This window comes from Nocardia brasiliensis (genome assembly GCF_011801125.1).
In the GTDB taxonomy this organism is placed as follows: Bacteria; Actinomycetota; Actinomycetes; order Mycobacteriales; family Mycobacteriaceae; genus Nocardia; species Nocardia brasiliensis_C.
Window position 1 is genome coordinate 3,489,503 of the sequence record NZ_CP046171.1, and the last position, 19,868, is coordinate 3,509,370.

The following is a 19,868-nucleotide window of genomic DNA, read 5'->3' on the forward strand; positions in this document are numbered from 1 at the left end:
CCCCGCTCGGGGTTTGGTGGGTGGGTGTCAGCGCTGTTGTGTGGATAGTTTCATAGAGTTACGGCGGCCATAGCGGCAGGGAAACGCCCGGTCCCATTCCGAACCCGGAAGCTAAGCCTGCCAGCGCCGATGGTACTGCACTCGACAGGGTGTGGGAGAGTAGGACACCGCCGGAACATCATTGCAGAAGACCCCCGACACCGTCGGGGGTCTTCTTGCGTTCCAACCCTTCCCGGGATCCACACCCTTTCCCGGGATCCACACCAGTTCTGGAGACTCAGAACTGGTGTGGATCCCGAGAACCGGTGTGGATCCGACACGGTTGTTCGCCCTGTGGTCGGTTCGCTGTTGGTTCGCCGCTGTAGCGTGCGTGGTCTCGACGTCGTCCGGCTATGGAGGTTGTGCGGTGTGGGCTAGATTGCTTCGTCTCGGGTTACTGGTGTTGCTCGTCGTATCGCTGCCCGCACTGCCCGCGGCACACGCGGATTCGGAGCTGCCGGCCGAAATATCGGGCGGGACATGGAAGTCCGGTCATGTGCAAGGGATCGCGATCGATCCGCGCAAAGGTTTCATGTACTTCTCGTTCACCGATCTGCTGGTGAAAACCGATCTGCGCGGCACGGTGGTCGGTACGGTGACGGGCTTCACCGGTCATCTCGGCGATCTGGCGTTCGACGAACGCGACGGTCGCGTCTACGGTTCCCTCGAATACAAGGCGGCTTCCGCGTTCTACATCGCGATCATCGATGTCGACCGGATCACCCGGACCGATATGGACGCGGAGGCCACGGGCATCGTCAGCACCGTCTACCTGCGCGAAGTGGTGGCCGACTACACCGCCGACATGAACGGCGACGGCAAGTTCGACGGTGACGTCGCCGCGACCGCGGATCACCGTTATGGCTGCAGCGGCATCGATGGCGTGGCATTCGGGCCCGCGTTAGGAAGTCGCGATGGCGTGCCGAAACTCACTGTTGCCTATGGGATCTACTCGAACAACAATCGCACCGACAACGACTATCAGGTCCTGCTGCAATACGACACGACGAACTGGCGCGCGTACGAGCGGCCACTCACTCAGCGCGCCCCGCACACGAGCGGTCCGCAGGCGCCGGACGGGAAGTACTTCGTGCGCACCGGCAATACGACCTACGGTGTGCAGAACCTCGAATTCGATGCGCACACCGGAAACTGGTTCCTCGCTGTATATCCCGGCAAGAAGCCGCAATTCCCGAACTACCCCTTCTTCATGATCGAGGCCGCCGCCCAGCCGCAACGCCAAGACCTGGTCGGACAGCCGCAACCCGCACAGGGATCGGTGCTGGCGCTCGCACCGGGCGGTCTGCAGGACGCGCGATCGGATACTCGCGGCTGGAAGTTCACGGCCCCGTACGGCCTGATCGCACTCGGTGACGGCCGCTACTACGTCGTCACCTCCAGCAGCACGAAGTCCGACGGCACGACGAAACAGTCCGGCGTCGCCCACCTGTACCGCTGGACGGGTAGCACCCCGAGCCCGTTCGAGAAGGTCGAAGGCTAGCCGGGATCGTCCCCCGAGCGGGCCGACGTGCCACACGGGTAGCACCCCGACCCCGTTCGAGAAGGCTGAAGGCTAGCCGGGATCCGTCCCCCGAGCGGGCCGACGTGCCACGATGAGACGGCACCGTCGTTCTCGAGGAGGTGGGCCATGTCGGGTAGCCGCGCAGTGGATCCCTTCGGTGGTCGCGTGCCGACCAGCCATGAACGGATGACCGGCGTGCCATGGGACGCCTCGTACCACGACGGTCCCGCACCTTGGGACATCGGCGGCCCACAGCCCGCGATCGTGCGGATCGCCGCGGCGGGTGGATTCACCGGCGCGGTACTCGACGCGGGCTGCGGGTCCGGGGAGAACGCGCTTCACGTCGCGGCGCTGGGTTTACCCGTGCTCGGCGTCGACGTGGCCGAGACCGCCCTGGCCGCCGCCCGGGCGAAGGCCGCCGAACGCGCCATCGAGGCCGAGTTCGTCATGGCCGACGCCTTCGACCTGAGTCGGCTGGGTCTCACGTTCGATACGGTCCTCGACAGCGGCATGTTCCACACCTGCGACCCCGAGGAACAGGTGCGCTACGCGGCAAGCCTTGCCGCGGTGACCAAGCCCGGCGGGACGGTGTACATCCTGTGTTTCAGTGACATCGGCCCGGACATAGGCCCCCATCCCGTGAGCCGCGCGGCCCTCACCAGCGCCTTCACCCCCAACTGGACGATCACCGCGATCGACCCCACCCGAATCCACACCACATTCCACCCCACCGGCGCCCCCGCCTGGCTGGCAACCATCCACCGCACCTAGATTCTGTCTCGAAGTCCGGCCGGATGCCCCCGCAGGTTCAGCTCGTCGCCTGACCAGGCGGAGGAGGAGCCGATACCGGGGTTGTCTCGGTGACGACGACAACGCGGCCAGGCGACGAGCTGAACCGCGGCGGCGCCGGATGGGACTTCGAGACAGAACCTAGCCGGACCACCCGCGTCGCACAGAGCAGCACCTGCCGAGGCCCCCGGCGCCGTCGCCGCCGAACTCGCCGCCACCGACAAGACCCTGGTGGACCTGCGTACGCCCGCTCGGCAGCGCTGGACTCAGCCGCTGAGGGTGGTGGTGAGGTGGTGGGCGGCTTCGGTCAGGGCGGCGATGTATTCGTCGCGTTGAGGTTTCGTGGTGGCGGACTGGAGGGGGCCGAGTTGGACTTCGTAGGCGGCGGTGCCCGCTGGGTCGAAGACGGGGGCGGCGAGGTAGCTGAGGGGGAGCGGGTCGGGGGAGTCGAGTTCGTCCTGGGTGTAGGGGCGGGCGGTGAGGTCGGCGAGTTGACGCAGGACGCGGGCGCGCAGGCGTGGTTGCAGCAGTTCGGTGCCGACGGCGCCGAGCAGATCGGCGAGCAGGTCGACCAGGCCCGCGTCGTCGGCGCGCGGACGGAAGACAGCTACGCCGCGGGTGCGCACGAGATTGAGCAGCGCGCTCGCGGTGCGCTGATCGGAACCGGTGGCGGCGCGCAGCCAGGTGTTCTGTTCGGCGGCAGGCCGCCACGGCATGACGCTGGCGCCGGCCGGGAATTGGAGCGGAATCCGGTGTCCCACCGGGATTCCGGGGACGACGCGGGTGTGGCCGTGCCGGACGTCGAGCACGGTGAGCCGATCGGGTTCGATCCGGCTGAAGGTGGCGCCGTATCCCGTGCGGGCGGCGAGGGCGGCGAGTACTTCGCCGACGCCCGGAGGCAGTGCGGCAGTGTGCAGTCCGGCCAGTTCGGGGCCGATGGTGAAGCCGCGCTGCGGGTCTCGGCGCGCCCAGCCCGCCGCGACGAGCTCGGTGAGGATCGCGGTCGCGGTGGCTCTGGCGATGCCGAGGCGTTCGGCGATCGCGGCGGTGCCGAGCGGTTCGGTCGCGGTGGTGAGCAGCGAAACGATGTCGACCACGCGACGGGTCGGCGGCGACGCTGATCGATCCGGCATGGCGGAACCCCTTGTTCTGCTCTGGTCGGCACCCTACGATGTGTCGAATATTAGAACACCCGTGCGTCGAATATTCGACACCGCCTGTTTCGGCGGGTACGACGACGGGCATCGGATGGAGCGCGAATGATCTTGGATCGGTTCCGGATAGATGGGCAGGTCGCCATCGTGACGGGCGCGGGCCGCGGCCTGGGTGCGGCGATAGCGGTGGCTTTCGCGGAGGCCGGCGCGGACGTGGTGATCGCGGCCCGCACCAAGAGCCAGTTGGATGAGGTGGCGCAGCGGGTGGCGGCGGTGGGACGTCAGGCGCACGTGGTGTCCGCGGATTTGAGCGATCCGGAAACCGCCGCGGGATTGGCCGCGACGGCGGTGCAGCGCTTCGGCAGGCTGGACATCGTGGTGAACAACGTGGGTGGCGCGCTGCCGTGCCCGCTGCTCGACACCACGCCGCAGGCCTTGGTCGACGCGTTCACGTTCAACGTCGCCAACGCGCACGCGCTGGTGCGCGCCGCGGTGCCGCGCATGCTGGCGACCGCGGACGGCGGTTCGATTCTCAATATCACCTCGACGATGGGCAGGCTGCCCGGCCGCGCGTTCGCGGCGTACGGCACGGCCAAGGCGGCGTTGGCGCACTACACGAAACTTGCCGCGCTGGACCTGAATCCACGCATCAGAGTGAACGCGATCGCACCCGGATCGATCCTGACCTCCGCGCTGGCGATCGTCGCGGGCAACGACGCGATGCGCACCGAACTGGAGACCAAGACGCCGCTGCACCGCATCGGCGAACCCGAGGACATCGCGGCGGCCGCGCTGTATCTGGTGTCTCCCGCGGGCAAATACCTCACCGGCAAGGTCATCGAGCCGGACGGTGGCTTGATCATTCCCAACCTCCATCTCCCGATACCGGATCTGTGACATGACTTATCGCGTAGTGCAGTGGGGTACCGGCAATGTCGGCAGGCACGCGCTGGCCGGTGTGCTCGCCAATCCCGACGTGGAATTGACCGGCGTCTGGGTGTCCGGCCCGTCGAAGATGGGCGTGGACGCGGGAACGCTTGCCGGGCTGGAACATTCGGTGGGGGTGCGGGCGACGACCGACGCGGACGCGCTGCTCGCGACCAGGCCGGACTGTGTCGTCTACTGTGCGATGACCGACAACCGCCTGCTGGACGCCGTGCAGGACCTGCAACGGATACTGCGCGCTGGCATCAACGTCGTCGCGTGCGCTCCGGTGTTCTTCCAATATCCCTACGGCGTCGTGCCCGACGAACTGCTGAAGCCGGTGCAAGATGCGGCGGCACAAGGGAATTCGACACTTTGGGTGAACGGCATCGATCCGGGTTTCGCCAACGACCTGGTGCCGCTGGCGCTCGCGGGCACCTGTCTGCGCGTCGACGAGCTGCGCTGCATCGAGATCGTCGACTACGCCAGCTACGACAACCGTGCGGTCATGTTCGACATCATGGGTTTCGGCAAACCTGTCGACGACATCCCGATGCTGTTGCAACCCGGTGTGCTGTCGCTGGCGTGGGGCGGCGTGGTACGCCAGCTGGCCGCGGGGATCGGCGTCATGCTCGACGCCGTCACCGAGACCTACGAGCGTGTTCCGGCACCGCACGCGTTCGATATCGCCACCGGCCACATCCCCGAAGGTTCCGCTGCCGCACTGCGTTTCGAGGTCCGCGGCATGGTCGGCGACACCCCGGTCACCGTGCTAGAGCACGTCACCCGGCTGCATCCCGACCTGTGCCCGGACTGGCCGCAGCCCGCGCACCGCGAGGGTTCCTACCGGGTAGAGCTCACGGGTGAACCGAGTTACGCGCTGGACCTGGTCACCTCGAGCCGCAACGGCGACCACAACTACGCCACGCTGGTGGCCACCGCGATGCGCATCGTCAACGCCATTCCCGCTGTGGTGCGGGCGCCTTCGGGCATTCTGACCGCCCTGGACCTGCCGTTGATCACGGCGCCGGCGCAGCGTCAGTCGAGCGAGCGGTAGCGTTCGAACAGCCGGACGTGGGCCGGTTCGAGTTCTTCGGTGCTGGTCACACCCAGGAGCTTCATCGTCCGGATCACCTGGGTGCGCAGGATATCGATGGCGCGGTCCACGCCGGGCTCACCGCCCGCCATGAGTCCGTACAGGTAGGCGCGGCCGATCAGGGTGAAGCGGGCGCCGAGCGCGAGGGCGGCGACGATGTCGGCACCGTGCATGATGCCGGTGTCGAGATGGATCTCCACGTCCGTGCCCACCGCGCGGGCCACCGCGGGCAGCAGGTGCAGCGGGACGGGCGCGCGATCGAGTTGCCGCCCACCGTGATTGGAGAGCACGATGCCGTCGGCGCCGAGACCGGCCACCCGCTTGGCGTCGTCGACGGTCTGCACGCCCTTCACCAGCATGCGCCCCGGCCACTGCTGCCGGAGCCAGGCGAGGTCGTCGAAGCCGACGGTGGGGTCGAACATCGAGTCGAGTAGCTCGGCGACGGTGCCGGACCACCGGTCGAGCGAGGCGAAGGACAAGGGTTCGGTGGTGAGGAAATCCCACCACCACCAGGGTCGGCGTAGCGCGTCGATAGTGCCGGACAGGGTGAGCGAGGGCGGCACGGTCATTCCGTTGCGCACGTCCCGCAATCTGGCGCCCGCCACCGGCACGTCGACGGTGACGACCAGGGTGTCGAAACCCGCGCGTGCGGCGCGCTCGACCAGGGCCAGCGAACGGTCCCGATCGGTCCACATGTAGAGCTGGAACCAGTTGCGCGCATCGGGCCCGGTGCAGGCCGCGAGATCCTCGATGGCGGTGGTGCCCATGGTGGACAACGTGAACGGAATACCCGCCCGTTCGGCGGCACGCGCACCGGCCTGCTCGCCCGCAGTGTGCATCATTCTGGTGAAACCGGTGGGCGCGATGCCGAACGGCAGCGCGGCGGTACGGCCGAGCACCTGGACCGAGGTGTCGGCGGCGCTGACATCGCGCAGGATGGCGGGCCGGAACTCGAGGTCGGTGAACGCCTCTCGCGCGCGATCGAGGCTGATCTCGGCATCGGCGGCGCCGTCGGTGTAGTCGAACGCGACCTTCGGGGTGCGCTTGCGCGCGAGCTCGCGCAGATCCCAGATCGTCTGTGCGCGTGCGAGTTTGCGTGTCCGCCCGCCGAACGGGCGCTCGAACCTGAGCAGCGGCGCGAGTTCCCTCGGCCGTGGCACCCTGCGCGCGGTCATCGCGCGACAGCCTGGGCCGTGGCGCGCAGGCGTAGCGAATGCATGCCCGCGTCGACCTCTAGCATGGTTCCGGTGATCGACGTGGCCGCGGGTCCGGCCAGGAAGGCGACGGCGGCGGCCACCTCGTCGGCTGCGACCAGCCGCCCGTGCGGTTGACGCGCGCGCAGCGCCGTTAGCTCGGCCTCGGGGTCCGCGCTGGCCGCGAGCAGCCGCTGCACCCATGGCGTGTCGACGGTTCCGGGGTTGACGCAGTTGACCCGGATGCCCTCGCCGACGTGATCGGCGGCCATGGCGCGGGTGAGCGAGAGGATCGCGCCCTTGCTCGCACCGTAGGCGGCGCGGTTGGGCAGTCCGGTGGTCGCCGCGATCGAGCAGGTGTTCACGATCGCGGCCGCGGGGGAGCGGCGCAGCTGGGGCAGCGCCGCGCGGGACACGCGTACGGTGCCGAACACGTTGACCTCGAACAGGTTTCGCCATTCGTCGTCGCTGTTGTCCTCGATCGTGCCCTGTGCGCCGATGCCGGCGTTGTTCACCACGATGTCGAGGCGGCCGAAGGTGTCGTGCACGCGCGTGACGGCGGCGCGCACCGAGGCGTCGTCTACGACATCGCAGTGCAGGCTGATGCCGCCGGACGGCGTGTCGCCGGGCGCCCGGTCGAGCACCGCGACGCGCGCGCCCGCCGCCGTGAGCGTGTCGGCGACCGCCTTTCCGATTCCGGACGCACCGCCGGTGACCACGGCCACCAGTCCGTCGAACTCGTTGTGCGACGACATATCGACCCCTCGCTTTCGCTTCGCCTAGGGCGCGAGTAACCGCCCCGAACAGGTCCGATGTTTACCCAAGGCGAACATAACACCGATCCCGTGCCGACGCGCCAGATTGCCACGGATAAACCAGGATTGACGGACGCCCGTACCCCCTTGCGTGAGTAGACATCCGATGTATAGTCGTGATCCAGGTCACTATCTGGAACGAGGATCATCCCATGGCGCACCTCACGGCGCTGGACACCTTCGACGTCCGGTTCCCGACCTCGCGCGAGCTGGACGGCTCGGACGCGATGAACCCGGATCCCGACTATTCCGCGGCCTACGTGGTGCTGCGCACCGACGACCCGGCCGGACCACAGGGCCACGGCTTCGCGTTCACCATCGGGCGCGGCAACGATGTCCAGCGGGTCGCGATCGAATCGCTGGCCCCGCTGGTGGTCGGTCGCTCGGTCGCCGAGATCGCCGGGGACCTCGGAGGATTCGCGCGCGCACTGAGCGCGGATTCCCAATTGCGTTGGCTCGGACCGGAAAAGGGCGTCATGCACATGGCGGTGGGCGCGGTGCTCAACGCCGCGTGGGACCTGGTGGCGAAGCTGGCCGGAAAACCGGTGTGGCAGTTGGTCGCCGAGATGTCGCCGGAGCAGATCGTCGAGCTGATCGACTTCCGGTATCTCACCGATGCGCTCACCCCCTCCGAAGCCATGGAACTGCTGCGCCGGGCGGAGCCGGGCAGGCGGCAGCGGATGGACCGATTACTCGAAGCCGGTTATCCGGCCTACACGACCTCGCCGGGCTGGCTCGGTTACTCGGACGAGAAGCTCGCTCGGCTGGCTCGCCAGGCGGTGGCCGACGGCTTTCGCACCATCAAGATCAAGGTGGGTCGCGACGTGGACGAGGACGTGCACCGGTTGCGGATCGCCAGGGCGGCGGTCGGGCCCGAGATCGGTGTGGCCGTCGACGCGAACCAGCGCTGGGACGTCGATGTCGCGGTGGACTGGATCGCTCGCCTCGCCCCGGCCGACCCGGCCTGGGTCGAGGAGCCGACGAGCCCGGACGATATCCTCGGCCACGCCGAGATCCGCCGCCGCGTCGCGCCGGTGCGGATCTCGACCGGCGAGCACGGCCAGAACCGCATCCTGTTCAAACAACTGCTGCAGGCCGGTGCGGTCGACATCGTGCAGATCGATGCCGCCCGGGTCGCCGGAGTGAACGAGAATCTGGCAATTCTGTTGCTGGCGGCCAAATTCGGGGTACCGGTCGTGCCGCACGCCGGCGGTGTCGGACTGTGCGAGCTGGTACAGCATCTCGCGATGATCGATTACGTCGTGGTCTCCGGCAGCGTCGATGGCCGGGCGATCGAGTTCGTCGACCATCTGCACGAGCACTTCCGCTATCCGGTGCGCGTGGTGGACGGGCACTACCGCGCACCCCGCGAACCGGGGTTCAGCGCCGAGATGCTTCCCGCCGCGCTGCGTGACTACGCCTACCCGGACGGGACCGTCTGGCGCGCGGCGCCGAATTGGTCGCGGCGATCGAGGCGACGGGCGCGACATCGTGGACGATCTGGCGCAGCGGAACCGACCTGGTCCACGTGATCGAGTGCGCCGCACACGATGAGCTGCTCGCCCGGCTGGCCGACCTGCCGGTCAACGTCGCCTGGCAGCGGTTGATGAGCGAGTTCCTGGCTCAACCGCACGACTATTCGGCGGCCGGGGCCGGAGCGGCGCTCCCGGTGGTGTGGGAGCTGCGGACGGCTCAGCGACTTTCGTCAGGCGGTGCCGATGACTGATCTCACCGATATCGTCCTGGGTGGCGCGGGATATGCCGGGCTGTACCGGGCGATCGAGCCGGCGCAGGCGCACGCCGCCCTGCACGCCGCCTGGGACGCGGGCATCCGTTCCTTCGACACCGCACCGCATTACGGCACGGGCAGCGGCGAGGAACGGCTCGGCGAGTTCCTGCGCACCCGCCCGCGTGCCGAATTCACGGTGTCCACCAAGGCGGGTCGGCTGCTCTACGACGACCCGCATGCCGTCGACGGCGCGGACGGCTTCTACGGCACCCCGAAACGTTCGCGGCGACGTGACTATTCGGCGTCGGGCATCCGCAGGTCCCTGGAGGACTCGCTGACCAGGCTCGGCCTGGATCGGGTGGATCTGTTGCTCATCCACGATCCGGAAGACCATGCGGCGCAGGCGCTGTCGGCGGGGGTGCCCGAGCTCGTCCGGCTGCGGGACGAGGGCATCGTGTCCGGCATCGGAATCGGCGTCAACTTCGTCGATCTCGCGCTGCGGTTCGTGCGCGTGGCGCCGATCGACCATGTGCTGATCGCCGGTCGCTACACCCTGCTGGATCGTGGTGCCGAAGCCGAACTGCTGCCCGAATGCCACCGGCGTGGCATTCGGGTCTTGGTCGGCGGGGTGCTCAACAGCGGGATTCTGGCCGATCCGCAACGGCAGGCTACGTTCGACTACCGACCGGCCGACGGCGAGATCGTCGAACGGGCTCGCGCGATGGCGCTGCGGTGCGCGAAATACGAAGTGCCGCTGCGTGCGGCGGCGTTGCAGTTCCCGCGCAGGCACCCGGCGGTGACGCGGACCGTGGTCGGGGCGAGCACTCCGGACCAGGTCGCCGACACCGTCGCGATGCTGAACCACCCTGTCCCCGGAGCGCTCTGGCACGAGTTGGCGAGTCCGGGATGAATGCGTGCCCGCGGCCGTCGCGGAATGGATGCGTCAGGGGGCCGCCCGGCGCAGCCACTCCATCACACCCGCCACGTGGGCGAGCGCGCGGGCGTGTGCGAGTTCGGGGTCGCGGGCGGCGATCGCGTCGCAGATGCCGCGGTGCTCGGCGACGGTTCGGTCGAACGCGCCCTCCTCGGTGACACCGCGCCAGATCCGGGCGCGCATGGTCGGCATGGACAGCGATTCCAGCAGGGAGGCAAGCACTTTGTTGCCGGACGCGGCGGCGATCGCGGCGTGGAACTCGAGATCCAGCGCGACCAGCTCGGTGACCGAGGCGTGCTCGGGCACAACCAGGGTGCGCAGATGTTCGACCTGTTCCTGCGACATCGACTGCGCGGCAAGGGCGGTGGCGGCGGGTTCGAGAATGCGCCGCACGCCGAGGATGTCGAGGACGGAGTCGTCCTGATGGAACTCGAGCAGGAAGCTCATCGCGTCCAGCAGCGACTTCGGTTCCAGGCTGGACACATACGTGCCGTCGCCCTGGCGCACGTCCAGAATGCGCACCAGCGAGAGCGCGCGGACGGCTTCGCGCAACGAGTTGCGCGAGACCCCGAGCTGGGCGGCGAGGTCGGCCTCCCGCGGCAGCCGGGAGCCGGGCTCGAGATCGCCCGAGATGATCATCGCCTTGATCTTCGCTATCGCATCGTCGGTGACCGACACCCTGTTTCCTTCGACCTCGAGGATGTGAACGTATGCCTCCGATGACTGTAGACGCCCACGTGCATGTTTGGCGCATAGACGGGGGACAATTCGGTGTTGAGTACGACTGGTTGACAGAAACATCCGATGTTTTGTATCGCAATTACGCGCTACCGGACGTGTCGCCGGAGTTCGCCGAACACGACATCGGCGCACTGGTGCTGGTACAGGCCGCCGACTCACTCGCCGAGAACGATGCGCTGCTGGCCGCCGCGGCCGCGACACCGTATCCGGCGGCCGTGGTCGGCTGGCTGCCGCTGCACCGGCCCGACCTGGTCGCCGCCGAATTGCCCAGGCTGCGCGCGCATCCGGAGTTCGTCGGCGCGCGCCACATGATCCACCGCGACCCGGACCCGCAATGGCTACTGCGCCCGGCTGTTTCGGAAGGTTTGGCGTTGCTCGCCGAGGCGGGCCTGGCCTTCGACGCGGTCGCCGAGCGTCCGGATCTACTGGCCCAGGTCCCGGTGATCGCGCGGGCACATCCGGAACTGACCATAGTGCTCGACCATCTCGGCAAACCGCCGATCGCCACCGGCGGCTGGCAGCCGTGGGCCGATCTACTCGCCGAGGCGGCGGCCGCACCGAATGTGGTCGCCAAGATCTCCGGGCTCGCGACGGTATCGGGTGTCGAAATCAGCGCCGCGCGTTGGCAACCCTATGTCGAGCACGCGCTCGCGGTGTTCGGGCCGGGACGGCTGATGGTGGGCGGAGACTGGCCGTTCACGTTGACGGCCGCCTCCTTCCGGACCGTGTGGCAGACCACCCTGGCGACCTTGGCCGAGCTCGACCCGGCCGACCGCGCGCAGATATTGACCGAAGTGGCCTGGCGCACGTATCAATTGCCGAAGGCGTGAAAGCTATTCGGCCGCGAGCACGCGCAGCGCGCGGTCGACGTCCTCGGCACTGTTGTGCACGTGGAACGAGAACCGTAGCCCGCCGTTGCGCGCCGAGGTGATCACGTCGGCGGCTTCCAGGCGCGCCTGCGCGCCGTCCGCGCCGGGCACCGTGACGATCGGGGACTGCTTGGCGACATAGTCGAGACCCAGCTCCGTGAGTCCGGCGCGGAAACGGTCGGCCAGTGCCATGTCGTGCGCGCCGATCCGCTCGACGGTGAGTTCCTCGATCAGTGCGATGCCCGCGGTGGCCGCGATGACGCCGAGCATGTCCGGGGTGGAGTCGAAGCGGCGGGCGGTCTTCGGCAGGGCGACAGGGTTGTACAGCTCGGCCCAGCGGTCCTCTGCGGCGTACCAGCTCGGCCCGATCGGTCGCACCGACTCGATCGCCGCCGGAGCGGCGGCGAAGAAGGCCACCGACCGCGAGCCGATCAGCCACTTGAACGTCGCGCACACCCAGTAGTCCGCGTCGGCGAAGGACAGCGGCAACCAGCCTGCGGCCTGCGTGGCATCCACCAGCAGGCGGGCGCCGTAGGCGTTGGTCGCCGCGCGCAGCGTGGCCAGGTCCGTGGTGCGGCCGTCGGCGGACTGCACCACGCTCACCGCGACCAGCGCCGTTTGCGCGCGCACCTCCTCGGCCAGCCGCTCCAGCGGCACCACCCGCACCGACAGATCACCGCGATACAGGAAAGGCATGGTGATAGAGGAGAATTCGCCGTCGGCGACGAGCACCTCGGACCCGGGCGGCAGCGCGGTCGCGACCGGGCCGATCAGCGGACCCGCGCCGTTGCTCAGTGCGATGTCGTCGGCGGTCGCGCCGGTGAGCAGCCGGGCGTAGGCGGCGCGTAGTTCGGGAACCAGGTGGTCCTGCGTCATCGGTCCGCCCCGGCCGGCCGCCCAGCGCGCGGTCGCGTCCCGCACCGCGGAGAGCGCGCGTTCCGACGGCAACCCGTACGAAGCGGTGTTCAGATAGGTGACTTCGGGCGAAAACTCTTCGGGCGCAAGCGAGGACATACCCGTAGCCTGCGCCTTCGGCGCGGTCGCGTCCAGCGCCAGCGTCCCGAAACTGGACCTGTCGCGGGCAATTGGCCGTTTCCTGGACGGGTGCACCCGCGAAACCTGTGTGAAAGATGGGTGAATTCGGCGCACGCCCCGGCCTGTCCTTGGCCGCGATAAATGATTTCCGGTGATTGTTGGCGATATGCGAACCATGAAAAGATCGAATCGATACCTGGTCGGCATTTCCCTTGTCGCCGTGGGAATTATCGCGGCGGTGCCGGCCGGGGGTGTGGCGTCGGCGACGCCGCCGAATATCCCGACGAAGGCCGCGGCGCAGTCGATGCTCGACGGGATCACCGTCGCGGCCGACGGGCCGATGACCGGATACTCGCGGGAGAAGTTCCCGCACTGGATCACCGTCTCGGGTCAATGTTCAACCAGGGAAACGGTTTTGCTGCGCGACGGTACCGGCGTCAAGGTCGGTGCTGACTGCTATCCGACCGCCGGATCCTGGCACTCGGCCTACGACGATGTGACGGTGACCGATCCCGGCGGGGTGGATATCGACCATGTGGTGCCGCTGGCCGAGGCCTGGCGGTCGGGCGCCGCGGCGTGGACCACCCAGCGGCGCCAGGACTTCGCCAATGATCTGAACCATCCCCAGTTGATCGCGGTATCGGCCTCGTCCAATCGATCCAAAGGCGATCAGGATCCGTCGCAGTGGATACCACCGAACACCGGTTATCGCTGCACCTATGCCAAAATATGGATCGCTTCGAAGTCGGTCTGGCAGCTGTCTGCTCAGCAGGCGGAAAAGAACGCTCTGCAACAACTCCTGAACGGATGTGCTTCATGAGCAACGAATTGACGACCACCCTGACCGCCGCCCCCGGCGGAATCATGACCGACGAGGTCGGCGTCATCACCGGTGAGGTGGAGATTCGCTCCACCGTCACCGATTCCGGGCAGGCGTCGGCGCAGACCCGCTACGCGGGCGCCGACGAGTGGTACACCATCAGCGCGGCTGCCGAACGCCTCGGCTCGCCCACCGAGTTGCCGGTCTATCACACGAAACTGGTGGCCAAGTACCTCGGACCCGAGCAGTAGCCGCCGCGCCGCTCAGGCCTGCGCGTCGAGCAGGGTGCGCTTGGCCTCCGCGACGCACTCTGCCCACGGACGATCCAGCGCGACGACGCCCTTCTCGCCCATGAAAGCGCTGGAGACGACCACGTTCGGGGTGAACTCCGCGAGCAGGTCCAGGGTGGCGAGTAGAGCGGCACGGTCGCTGTGGCCCTCGAGGTAGCCGGCCCACCACACACCGTTCTCCCCAGGTACCAGGGTGTCGCCGGTGAAGAGGTGCTGTTTGCCGTCGATCGTCGCGAGATAGCAGGCGCTGCCCGGGGTGTGGCCGGGCGTCGGGATCACCTCGAGCCCGGCGAGCGCGACGTGGCGGGTGTCGAAGGGGTCGTCGACGGGGACGACGGTGACCTCGCCCGCGTCCGCCTTGTGGATGTGCAGCCGCGCGTCGAAACGTTCGCGCACGTCGGCGAGGGACGGGGCGATCTCGTCGCGGTGGCTGAGGTAGTGGTGTGCGACGCCGCCGAGCCCGGCGATCGCGTCGAATTCCTTGGTGAGCGTGGTGTTGTAGAAGAGCACGTTGCCCTCCGGCGTGGTCCAGAGGTACGCGTGGGTGTTCAGCCCGGGGAAGGGGCTCAGGGTTTCGGTCTCCCACAGGTTCGCGGTGATCTGATGCATCGTCGGTTCCTTCCGTCGGTGGTCTGTCACCTGGAAGGCGCGAGATCCGATCTCGCGGCGCTAGATGTTGTGGGTCGTGACGTTGGTGACGCGGGGCGTGGGGTGGGCTGAAAGGGGGCGGTTCTTCCGGCGGCAGGATGTGAAGCGCCAACTCACACATCCGCCACGCGACCGAAAGAACCGCCGTGTCTCACCGTAATGCCCCGTTGACTGTCGAGGGCCGCCACCGGCTCGTGGACCGCTGCCGGACCCGCCCGATCGCCCATGTCGCCGCCGAGATGGGCATCTCCCGCCGATGTGCGTCGAAGTGGGTCAACAGATTTCGTCAGCACGGCGAGCTCGGGCTCCTCGACCGGTCCAGCGCCCCGCATCTGTCACCATCGGCCACGCCAGTGCAGGTGGTGGCCCGGATCGAACTGTTGCGCCGGACCAGGAAATGGTCCGCTCGCCGGATCTCACTTGAACTGGCAGCCGAAGGCACCCGGATCTCGGTGCGGACCGTGGGCCGGCACCTGGTCCGGCTCGGGCTGAACCGACGCCGGTTTCTGGACCCCAACGGTGAACCGAACCGGGCCCCGCGCCGGATCATCGCCCGCCGACCAGGCCATATGGTCCACATCGATATCAAGAAGGTCGGAAAGATCCCCGACGGCGGCGGCTGGCGCATCCACGGTCGAGGATCGGCCCAGGACAAAGCCGCCCGCGCGGCGAACAAACGTTGCAGGCCCGGTTACGTGTTCCTTCACACCGCTGTCGACGGCTACTCGAGGCTGGCCTACACAGAAGCCTTGCCGGACGAGAAAGCAGTCACGGCAATCGGTTTCGTGTTCCGGGCCCGGGCATTTTTCGCCGCTCACGGCATCACCAGCATCGAACGGATCGTCACCGACAACGGTGCCTGCTACAAAGCCCGCGACTTCGCGAAGGTGCTCCTCGGTGCCCGCCATCAGCGGATCACGCCCTACACACCGCGGCACAACGGCAAGGTCGAGCGTTACAACCGGATCCTGGCCGAGGAATTCCTCTACGCCCGCGAGTGGACTTCAGATCTGCAGCGCCAGCAGGCGCTGCAGATCTGGAACATCCACTACAACTATCATCGACCACACTCGGCCGCTGGAAACCGGCCACCAGCGAGCCGCCTCCGAACCGGCGTCACCAACGTCATGGCCTCATACAGCTAGATCACAGCCGCCAGACGATCTCGCGCTGCGGCTGGTATCGGCACAGGATGCCGAGCGAGACGGTCGCGCGCAGGTGCTCGGCCAGCTCGGGGTGTACCCGGTCGATCCGGCGCAGGGTGTCGCGCACCCGGGCGGAGACGGTTTTGCGGGCCCGCTCGGCGTCGTCGCCGAGGTGGCGGGTGCGTCCAGCGAGGCCCGCGGTGCGGCGCAGTTCGTCCAGCAGTGCCGCGCGCTCCCGGTCCAGTTCGGCGGCGCGGTCGTCGCGGCCGAGGCCGGCGGCGCGGTCGATCTCGTCGTCGAGGGTGGTCAGCCGCCGGTGGTAGGCGGCCTTCGCCGCGTCGTCGAGCACCGGGTCGGCCCCGAACGCCTTGGCGGCCCGCACGGCACCGCTGGGGTCGGTGGTGCCGAACAACTCCAGACTGGGAATGTCGCTGTCGCGATGGCCGAGCAGGACATGCAGGTCGCGCAGTCCCTTGGCGTCGGGCAGGTGCACCGTCCGTTCGGCGTAGCGCAGCGTCCACACGTCGCCGTCGAGACGGAACTCGTTGTCCGGGGGCGTGATCGGGGCCTGCGGGGTGCGGTGCTCGCGGTGCGCGAGCAGGCGCAGCCGGTGTCGCGCCGCGTCCACCCACGGCCGTGCGCGCAGACGATGCGCGGCCTTCGCCGCGGCGTCGAGGTAGTCGACCGCGGCATCGTGCTCGCCCGCCGCGGCGGCGAGCCTGCCCAGCCAGTAGGCGTACGGACCGTAGACCGCGCCGCCACCCGCCACCACGGCCCACCAGTCGGCCAACGGAACCAGCCTGGCGCGCACCGTTTCCCGCAGTTCCGGATCGTCGAGCGCGAGGGCGGCGCAGGCCTGGGCGATCAGGATGGACGGGTGGAAGTGTCGTGGATGCCTGTCGTACATCGCCTGGATATCGCCGACCCGGCCGCGCACCCGGTCCAGATCGCCACGGCGCGCGGCGGTGATGAGCTCCGGGACGGCGGTGTAGGCGAACTCGGCGTCGCGATACCGCTGGACGAACGACTCCGCCTCGGCCAGGTCGCCCGCGAGCAGCGCCAGCGCCCACCGCTGTTCGAGCCACAGCGGGCTCAGGTCGACCTCGCCGAGCCGCTCGCCGAGCGCGTACGCGTCGTCGATGGCCTCGCGCGCGGCCGCGAATCGACCGGTGAGCGTGGCGAGCGCGCCGGTGCGCGAGAGCGCGACGAACCGGAAGCGGAGCAGCCGCGCCCGGTCCGCGTGCGCGCCGAAGGCGGCCAACTCGGTATGCGCCGCCGGATCGCCGAGTTCGAGCAGCGCGGTGAAACGCAGGAGTGTGCCCTGTAATTCGAGTTCGTCGCCGTGCTCGCGGCGGCCGATATCGGCGAGTTCTCCTGCCAGTGACAGACGTTCGGCGGCGGTGCCTGGGCGCCAGATCGCGTCGTGACGCGCGAGCAGCGCCGCCGCGAGCGCGGACTCGTCACCGGATTCGCGTGCCGCGCGGACGGTTTCGGCGCTGGCATGATCGACCGCGCCGTGCCTGGCCCGTCCCGTGTGCACCCGCACCCTGGTCGCCGCGGCCCGGACCCGGACGGCCAGGGGATCGGCCGGACAGCGCTCGGCGAGCAGCATGCGGTATGCCTGGTCCATCAAGGCGATCTCGCGTTCGGCCTGATGCTCCGGGTCGGGCATCCCGAGTTCGTGCAGTCCAAGGGCGGCCTCGGCGAACAACCCGGCGGCGCCGCGGGTCCCGGCCGTGGTCAGCAACGCCTCGTAGGTGCGCCGGGCCGCGGCCAGCTCACCGGAACCGCTCTGTGCCGCCGCCAGATTCAGTCCGACGGTGCCGCGCAGTTCGGCCTGGTCCTCGGGGAGCAGGGTGAGGGCTCGGTGATAGTGGACGGCAACCTCGCCCGCCGCGAGCCTGCCGCAGGCATCGGCGGCGGCCTCCAGTAGGTAGCGCAGGGTGCGCCCCGGGTCGACCGCGTCCGCCGCGAGGTACGCGTGATGTGCCAGCTCGCCGCGGGTCGCGCCGGACACCTCCCGCGGCAGCCGCTCGAGCGCGCCGAGCACGGCCGCGTGCCGCCGCCTCGCCTCGGCCCCGTCGAGGCGCGAAATCAGCGTCTCGCGCACCAGGTCGTGCACGAACGCATACCGTTGCGCGCCCGGCGCGGTCAACAACCGCGCGCGGACCGCGAGCTCGGCGAGGTCGAGCACCTGGCCGAGCTCGCGTCCGGCACCGGCGGCCGCCACCGGCGCGGCGAACTCACGGCCGAGCAGCGCCGCGGTGGTCAGCACGTCGAGCGCGGCGGCGGGCAGCGGCGTCAGGCGCGCGTCGAGCGTTTCGCGTACGCCGGGGGTGAGCGTGTCCAGCGTGCTGCCGGTTTGCCACAGGCGTGCCACCTGTTCGACGAGGAAGGGGTTGCCGCCGGAGAGCTTGTGCACCGTCTCCGCGATCGCGGCAGGCGGGCTGGCCCCCGTTGTCGTGCGCACGAATTCGGCGACCTGGTCGAGCGCGAGGCCGGTCAGCTCGATGACCCTGGCGGCGGTGCTCAACTCGGCGAACGCCGCGCGCAACGGGTGATCCGCCGCGGCGATGTCATTGTCCCGAACGGCCGCGACGATGGTGAGCCGCTCGAACCAGGAGTGTCGCGCGACGAACGCCAGCACGGTCAGCGATTCGGGATCGGCGCGGTGCAGGTCGTCGATCACCACGATCACCGGGCGCAGCGCGCAGGCGGCGACGAGTGCCTCGGTCACCGCGTCGGCGATCCGGAACAGTACGCCCTGCGCGACTTTCGGCAGTTCGGCCTCGCCGATCAAGTAGGACAGCGCATTACCGGCGGCGGCATCGACCGCGGCCCATTGCTCCGGAGTCGCGGCACGGCGCAGGCCGCGCACCACCTGCACCCACGGCCAGAATCCGGGGGTCCCCTCGCCGCACCAGGCCGTCGCGGTCAGCACTAGCGCATCCTGCGCGCACAGGTCGCCGACGACCTCGGTGAGCAAGGCCGTCTTGCCGATGCCCGCCTCTCCGGTCACCAGCACCAACCCGCCGTGGCTCGATGTGGTGCGCCGCAATTCTTCCCGCAGCAGCGCCGCGTGCTTGTCCCGGCCGATCAGCCGCGCTGCGGGCACGCCCGCCTCCCTTCGATGCTATTGCGATGTCGGTTGCGCCACATGTTCGTCAGCAACTGGAAACTCGGGGTATCGGTGAGCGAGCGTACGGATTCGTAGATGCGCTGATAGCCGGTCGAGGCGATGCGCCATTTCCCGTCGTCGTCGAGCCGATAGGTGTCGGTGTAGTAGCTCGCGCCGCGAATCCGCAACCCGTATTGGTCTCCAGTATGGTGTCCTCGAAAGCCCAAGAGCCGACGGCGGTTTCCCCGTCGACGGTGATCTCGGGGTGGTTCGCGATATGGACCGTGACGACGGTGGGCCCGAGATGCTCGCGCATGAACTCGGTGACGGCGTCGCGCCCGTCCAGCGTGATCGGCTCGTCGAGCGCGTGCGTGCCGTAGCGCCCGGCCACGTCGACGGCGAGGGTGTCGGCGAACTCGTCCCACCGCTCGAGGTCGAGGGTGCGGAAGTAGCGGTACTCGAGCTGCCGGACGGCTTCGCTGGCGTCGAGATCCATGGCATCAGCCTGGCACGGGTAGGTATCGGCGGACAATTGCGGGCGAATGGTGTCCGACGCGCCTCGCTGGGTACTCGGTGGGTGGAGGCATGCGTGCACTCGCGGAGTTGCTCGATGCGTCGAATGCCGCACCACTGCTGGAGGAGTCCGCCGTGAACAGCCCGGTTACCTCGGTTCGTCCCGCCGAACTCGCCCTCGACCAAGCCGTCGCCCTGCACGCCGCCGCACTCCGGTTGGAAGACGAATTCGATGGCCTCGTCGCCGCTGAGGCCATCGAGCGATTTTTGCGCAGCGCCTACGATCATGTCGCCGACCACGCGACGATCGGCAATTTCCTGCCGCTGCTCGCCGAGCGTTATACCCGAGAGTGGTTGTACGCGTTGATCGGTCAGCGCGGCCACCGCGCACGGGTGTCAAACACCTATTCCGGCTACTGAGAAAGATCCGTAGTCGTCTCCGTAGTTTCCGGGATTCCGTCCGACGCGTCGCTCGAGGCAATGTGATGGGCGAC

19 protein-coding genes, 1 rRNA gene and 1 pseudogene are annotated in these 19,868 nt (G+C 68.6%); 13 read left to right on the forward strand and 8 right to left on the reverse strand.

Features of this window, described 5'->3' with window-relative positions; translation table 11 throughout:
• Positions 1-59 precede the first annotated feature (59 nt).
• The 3 genes from rrf (at position 60) to F5X71_RS15885 (ending at position 2,332) form a co-directional block, all read left to right on the forward strand.
• Positions 60-176: ribosomal RNA gene (rrf, locus tag F5X71_RS15875) — 5S ribosomal RNA — on the forward strand.
• 194 nt (positions 177-370) lie between these two features.
• Positions 371-1,540: a hypothetical protein gene (locus F5X71_RS15880; RefSeq protein ID WP_238815915.1), complete on the forward strand. Its 1,170-nt coding sequence runs from the start codon at positions 371-373 to the stop codon at positions 1,538-1,540.
• A 147-nt stretch (positions 1,541-1,687) separates the two neighbouring features.
• Complete coding sequence (locus F5X71_RS15885) at positions 1,688-2,332, forward strand: class I SAM-dependent methyltransferase (RefSeq protein ID WP_238815916.1); 645 nt, start codon at positions 1,688-1,690, stop codon at positions 2,330-2,332.
• A gap of 284 nt (positions 2,333-2,616) precedes the next feature.
• On the opposite strand, the gene F5X71_RS15890 is transcribed toward F5X71_RS15885, so the two are convergent.
• The gene (locus tag F5X71_RS15890; protein WP_167462666.1) at positions 2,617-3,483 is read right to left on the reverse strand and encodes a helix-turn-helix domain-containing protein; all 867 of its coding nucleotides are present in this window, start codon (positions 3,481-3,483) and stop codon (positions 2,617-2,619) included.
• Positions 3,484-3,609: 126 nt separating this feature from the next.
• Here F5X71_RS15890 and F5X71_RS15895 point away from each other — a divergent pair, with 126 nt between their 5' ends.
• Both F5X71_RS15895 and F5X71_RS15900 read left to right on the forward strand, forming a co-directional pair.
• A complete protein-coding gene (locus tag F5X71_RS15895; protein ID WP_167462667.1) occupies positions 3,610-4,401 on the forward strand; it encodes an SDR family oxidoreductase in 792 nt (263 codons plus the stop codon).
• 1 nt (position 4,402) lies between these two features.
• A complete protein-coding gene (locus F5X71_RS15900) occupies positions 4,403-5,485 on the forward strand; it encodes an NAD(P)H-dependent amine dehydrogenase family protein (RefSeq protein WP_167462668.1) in 1,083 nt (360 codons plus the stop codon).
• On the opposite strand, the gene F5X71_RS15905 is transcribed toward F5X71_RS15900, so the two are convergent.
• Together F5X71_RS15905 and F5X71_RS15910 are read right to left on the reverse strand one after the other, a co-directional pair.
• The gene (locus tag F5X71_RS15905) at positions 5,467-6,699 is read right to left on the reverse strand and encodes an alpha-hydroxy acid oxidase (protein WP_167462669.1); all 1,233 of its coding nucleotides are present in this window, start codon (positions 6,697-6,699) and stop codon (positions 5,467-5,469) included. The two genes, F5X71_RS15900 and F5X71_RS15905, sit on opposite strands and share 19 nt — an antisense overlap.
• On the reverse strand, positions 6,696-7,472 hold the full coding sequence (locus F5X71_RS15910) for an SDR family NAD(P)-dependent oxidoreductase (protein WP_167462670.1): 777 nt from the start codon (positions 7,470-7,472) through the stop codon (positions 6,696-6,698). The genes F5X71_RS15905 and F5X71_RS15910 overlap by 4 nt, the downstream gene beginning before the upstream one ends.
• Positions 7,473-7,684: 212 nt before the next feature.
• Between F5X71_RS15910 and F5X71_RS15915 the strand changes: the two genes are divergently transcribed.
• The 3 genes from F5X71_RS15915 to F5X71_RS15925 are packed head-to-tail and all read left to right on the forward strand — an operon-like array spanning position 7,685 to position 10,171.
• On the forward strand, positions 7,685-9,064 hold the full coding sequence (locus F5X71_RS15915) for an enolase C-terminal domain-like protein (RefSeq protein WP_238815917.1): 1,380 nt from the start codon (positions 7,685-7,687) through the stop codon (positions 9,062-9,064).
• The gene (locus tag F5X71_RS15920) at positions 8,989-9,258 is read left to right on the forward strand and encodes an L-rhamnose mutarotase (protein WP_203218304.1); all 270 of its coding nucleotides are present in this window, start codon (positions 8,989-8,991) and stop codon (positions 9,256-9,258) included. The genes F5X71_RS15915 and F5X71_RS15920 overlap by 76 nt, the downstream gene beginning before the upstream one ends.
• Positions 9,251-10,171, forward strand: coding sequence for an aldo/keto reductase (locus F5X71_RS15925; RefSeq protein ID WP_167462671.1), 921 nt, complete (start codon positions 9,251-9,253; stop codon positions 10,169-10,171). The genes F5X71_RS15920 and F5X71_RS15925 overlap by 8 nt, the downstream gene beginning before the upstream one ends.
• Positions 10,172-10,204: 33 nt before the next feature.
• On the opposite strand, the gene F5X71_RS15930 is transcribed toward F5X71_RS15925, so the two are convergent.
• A complete protein-coding gene (locus F5X71_RS15930; RefSeq protein WP_167462672.1) occupies positions 10,205-10,873 on the reverse strand; it encodes a FadR/GntR family transcriptional regulator in 669 nt (222 codons plus the stop codon).
• A 41-nt stretch (positions 10,874-10,914) separates the two neighbouring features.
• Between F5X71_RS15930 and F5X71_RS15935 the strand changes: the two genes are divergently transcribed.
• Positions 10,915-11,766: an amidohydrolase family protein gene (locus tag F5X71_RS15935; protein ID WP_238815918.1), complete on the forward strand. Its 852-nt coding sequence runs from the start codon at positions 10,915-10,917 to the stop codon at positions 11,764-11,766.
• Positions 11,767-11,769: 3 nt separating this feature from the next.
• On the opposite strand, the gene F5X71_RS15940 is transcribed toward F5X71_RS15935, so the two are convergent.
• Entirely contained in the window at positions 11,770-12,819 is a 1,050-nt protein-coding gene (locus tag F5X71_RS15940) for an aminotransferase class V-fold PLP-dependent enzyme (RefSeq protein WP_167462673.1), read from the reverse strand.
• Positions 12,820-12,991: 172 nt separating this feature from the next.
• On the opposite strand from F5X71_RS15940, the gene F5X71_RS15945 reads away from it, so the two are divergent.
• Both F5X71_RS15945 and F5X71_RS15950 read left to right on the forward strand, forming a co-directional pair.
• Positions 12,992-13,660 (forward strand): HNH endonuclease family protein, encoded by a 669-nt coding sequence (locus F5X71_RS15945; protein ID WP_238815919.1) that lies wholly within the window; start codon positions 12,992-12,994, stop codon positions 13,658-13,660.
• Complete coding sequence (locus F5X71_RS15950; RefSeq protein ID WP_167462675.1) at positions 13,657-13,911, forward strand: hypothetical protein; 255 nt, start codon at positions 13,657-13,659, stop codon at positions 13,909-13,911. The genes F5X71_RS15945 and F5X71_RS15950 overlap by 4 nt, the downstream gene beginning before the upstream one ends.
• Before the next feature lie 12 nt (positions 13,912-13,923).
• Here the strand turns inward: F5X71_RS15950 and F5X71_RS15955 are convergent, their stop codons facing one another.
• The gene (locus F5X71_RS15955) at positions 13,924-14,559 is read right to left on the reverse strand and encodes an MBL fold metallo-hydrolase (RefSeq protein WP_167462676.1); all 636 of its coding nucleotides are present in this window, start codon (positions 14,557-14,559) and stop codon (positions 13,924-13,926) included.
• Between the two features lie 185 nt (positions 14,560-14,744).
• Between F5X71_RS15955 and F5X71_RS15960 the strand changes: the two genes are divergently transcribed.
• Entirely contained in the window at positions 14,745-15,743 is a 999-nt protein-coding gene (locus tag F5X71_RS15960; protein ID WP_167462677.1) for an IS481 family transposase, read from the forward strand.
• Position 15,744: 1 nt separating this feature from the next.
• On the opposite strand, the gene F5X71_RS15965 is transcribed toward F5X71_RS15960, so the two are convergent.
• A complete protein-coding gene (locus tag F5X71_RS15965; RefSeq protein ID WP_167462678.1) occupies positions 15,745-18,858 on the reverse strand; it encodes an ATP-binding protein in 3,114 nt (1,037 codons plus the stop codon).
• Positions 18,840-19,357, reverse strand: a pseudogene (locus F5X71_RS15970) (nuclear transport factor 2 family protein). The gene F5X71_RS15965 and the pseudogene F5X71_RS15970 overlap by 19 nt, the downstream one beginning before the upstream one ends.
• An 89-nt stretch (positions 19,358-19,446) precedes the next feature.
• Here F5X71_RS15970 and F5X71_RS15975 point away from each other — a divergent pair.
• Entirely contained in the window at positions 19,447-19,794 is a 348-nt protein-coding gene (locus F5X71_RS15975) for a three-helix bundle dimerization domain-containing protein (RefSeq protein ID WP_167462679.1), read from the forward strand.
• The last annotated feature ends 74 nt before the right edge of the window (positions 19,795-19,868 follow it).

Coding starts and splice junctions, on each gene's coding strand:
- F5X71_RS15915 (WP_238815917.1), top strand. CDS start 7,685: ATGGCGCACCTCACGGCGCTGGACACCTTCGACGTCCGGTTCCCGACC.
- F5X71_RS15975 (WP_167462679.1), top strand. CDS start 19,447: ATGCGTGCACTCGCGGAGTTGCTCGATGCGTCGAATGCCGCACCACTG.
- F5X71_RS15885 (WP_238815916.1), top strand. CDS start 1,688: ATGTCGGGTAGCCGCGCAGTGGATCCCTTCGGTGGTCGCGTGCCGACC.
- F5X71_RS15910 (WP_167462670.1), bottom strand. CDS start 7,472: ATGTCGTCGCACAACGAGTTCGACGGACTGGTGGCCGTGGTCACCGGC.
- F5X71_RS15940 (WP_167462673.1), bottom strand. CDS start 12,819: ATGTCCTCGCTTGCGCCCGAAGAGTTTTCGCCCGAAGTCACCTATCTG.
- F5X71_RS15925 (WP_167462671.1), top strand. CDS start 9,251: ATGACTGATCTCACCGATATCGTCCTGGGTGGCGCGGGATATGCCGGG.
- F5X71_RS15935 (WP_238815918.1), top strand. CDS start 10,915: ATGACTGTAGACGCCCACGTGCATGTTTGGCGCATAGACGGGGGACAA.
- F5X71_RS15905 (WP_167462669.1), bottom strand. CDS start 6,699: ATGACCGCGCGCAGGGTGCCACGGCCGAGGGAACTCGCGCCGCTGCTC.
- F5X71_RS15955 (WP_167462676.1), bottom strand. CDS start 14,559: ATGCATCAGATCACCGCGAACCTGTGGGAGACCGAAACCCTGAGCCCC.
- F5X71_RS15950 (WP_167462675.1), top strand. CDS start 13,657: ATGAGCAACGAATTGACGACCACCCTGACCGCCGCCCCCGGCGGAATC.
- F5X71_RS15890 (WP_167462666.1), bottom strand. CDS start 3,483: ATGCCGGATCGATCAGCGTCGCCGCCGACCCGTCGCGTGGTCGACATC.
- F5X71_RS15895 (WP_167462667.1), top strand. CDS start 3,610: ATGATCTTGGATCGGTTCCGGATAGATGGGCAGGTCGCCATCGTGACG.
- F5X71_RS15900 (WP_167462668.1), top strand. CDS start 4,403: ATGACTTATCGCGTAGTGCAGTGGGGTACCGGCAATGTCGGCAGGCAC.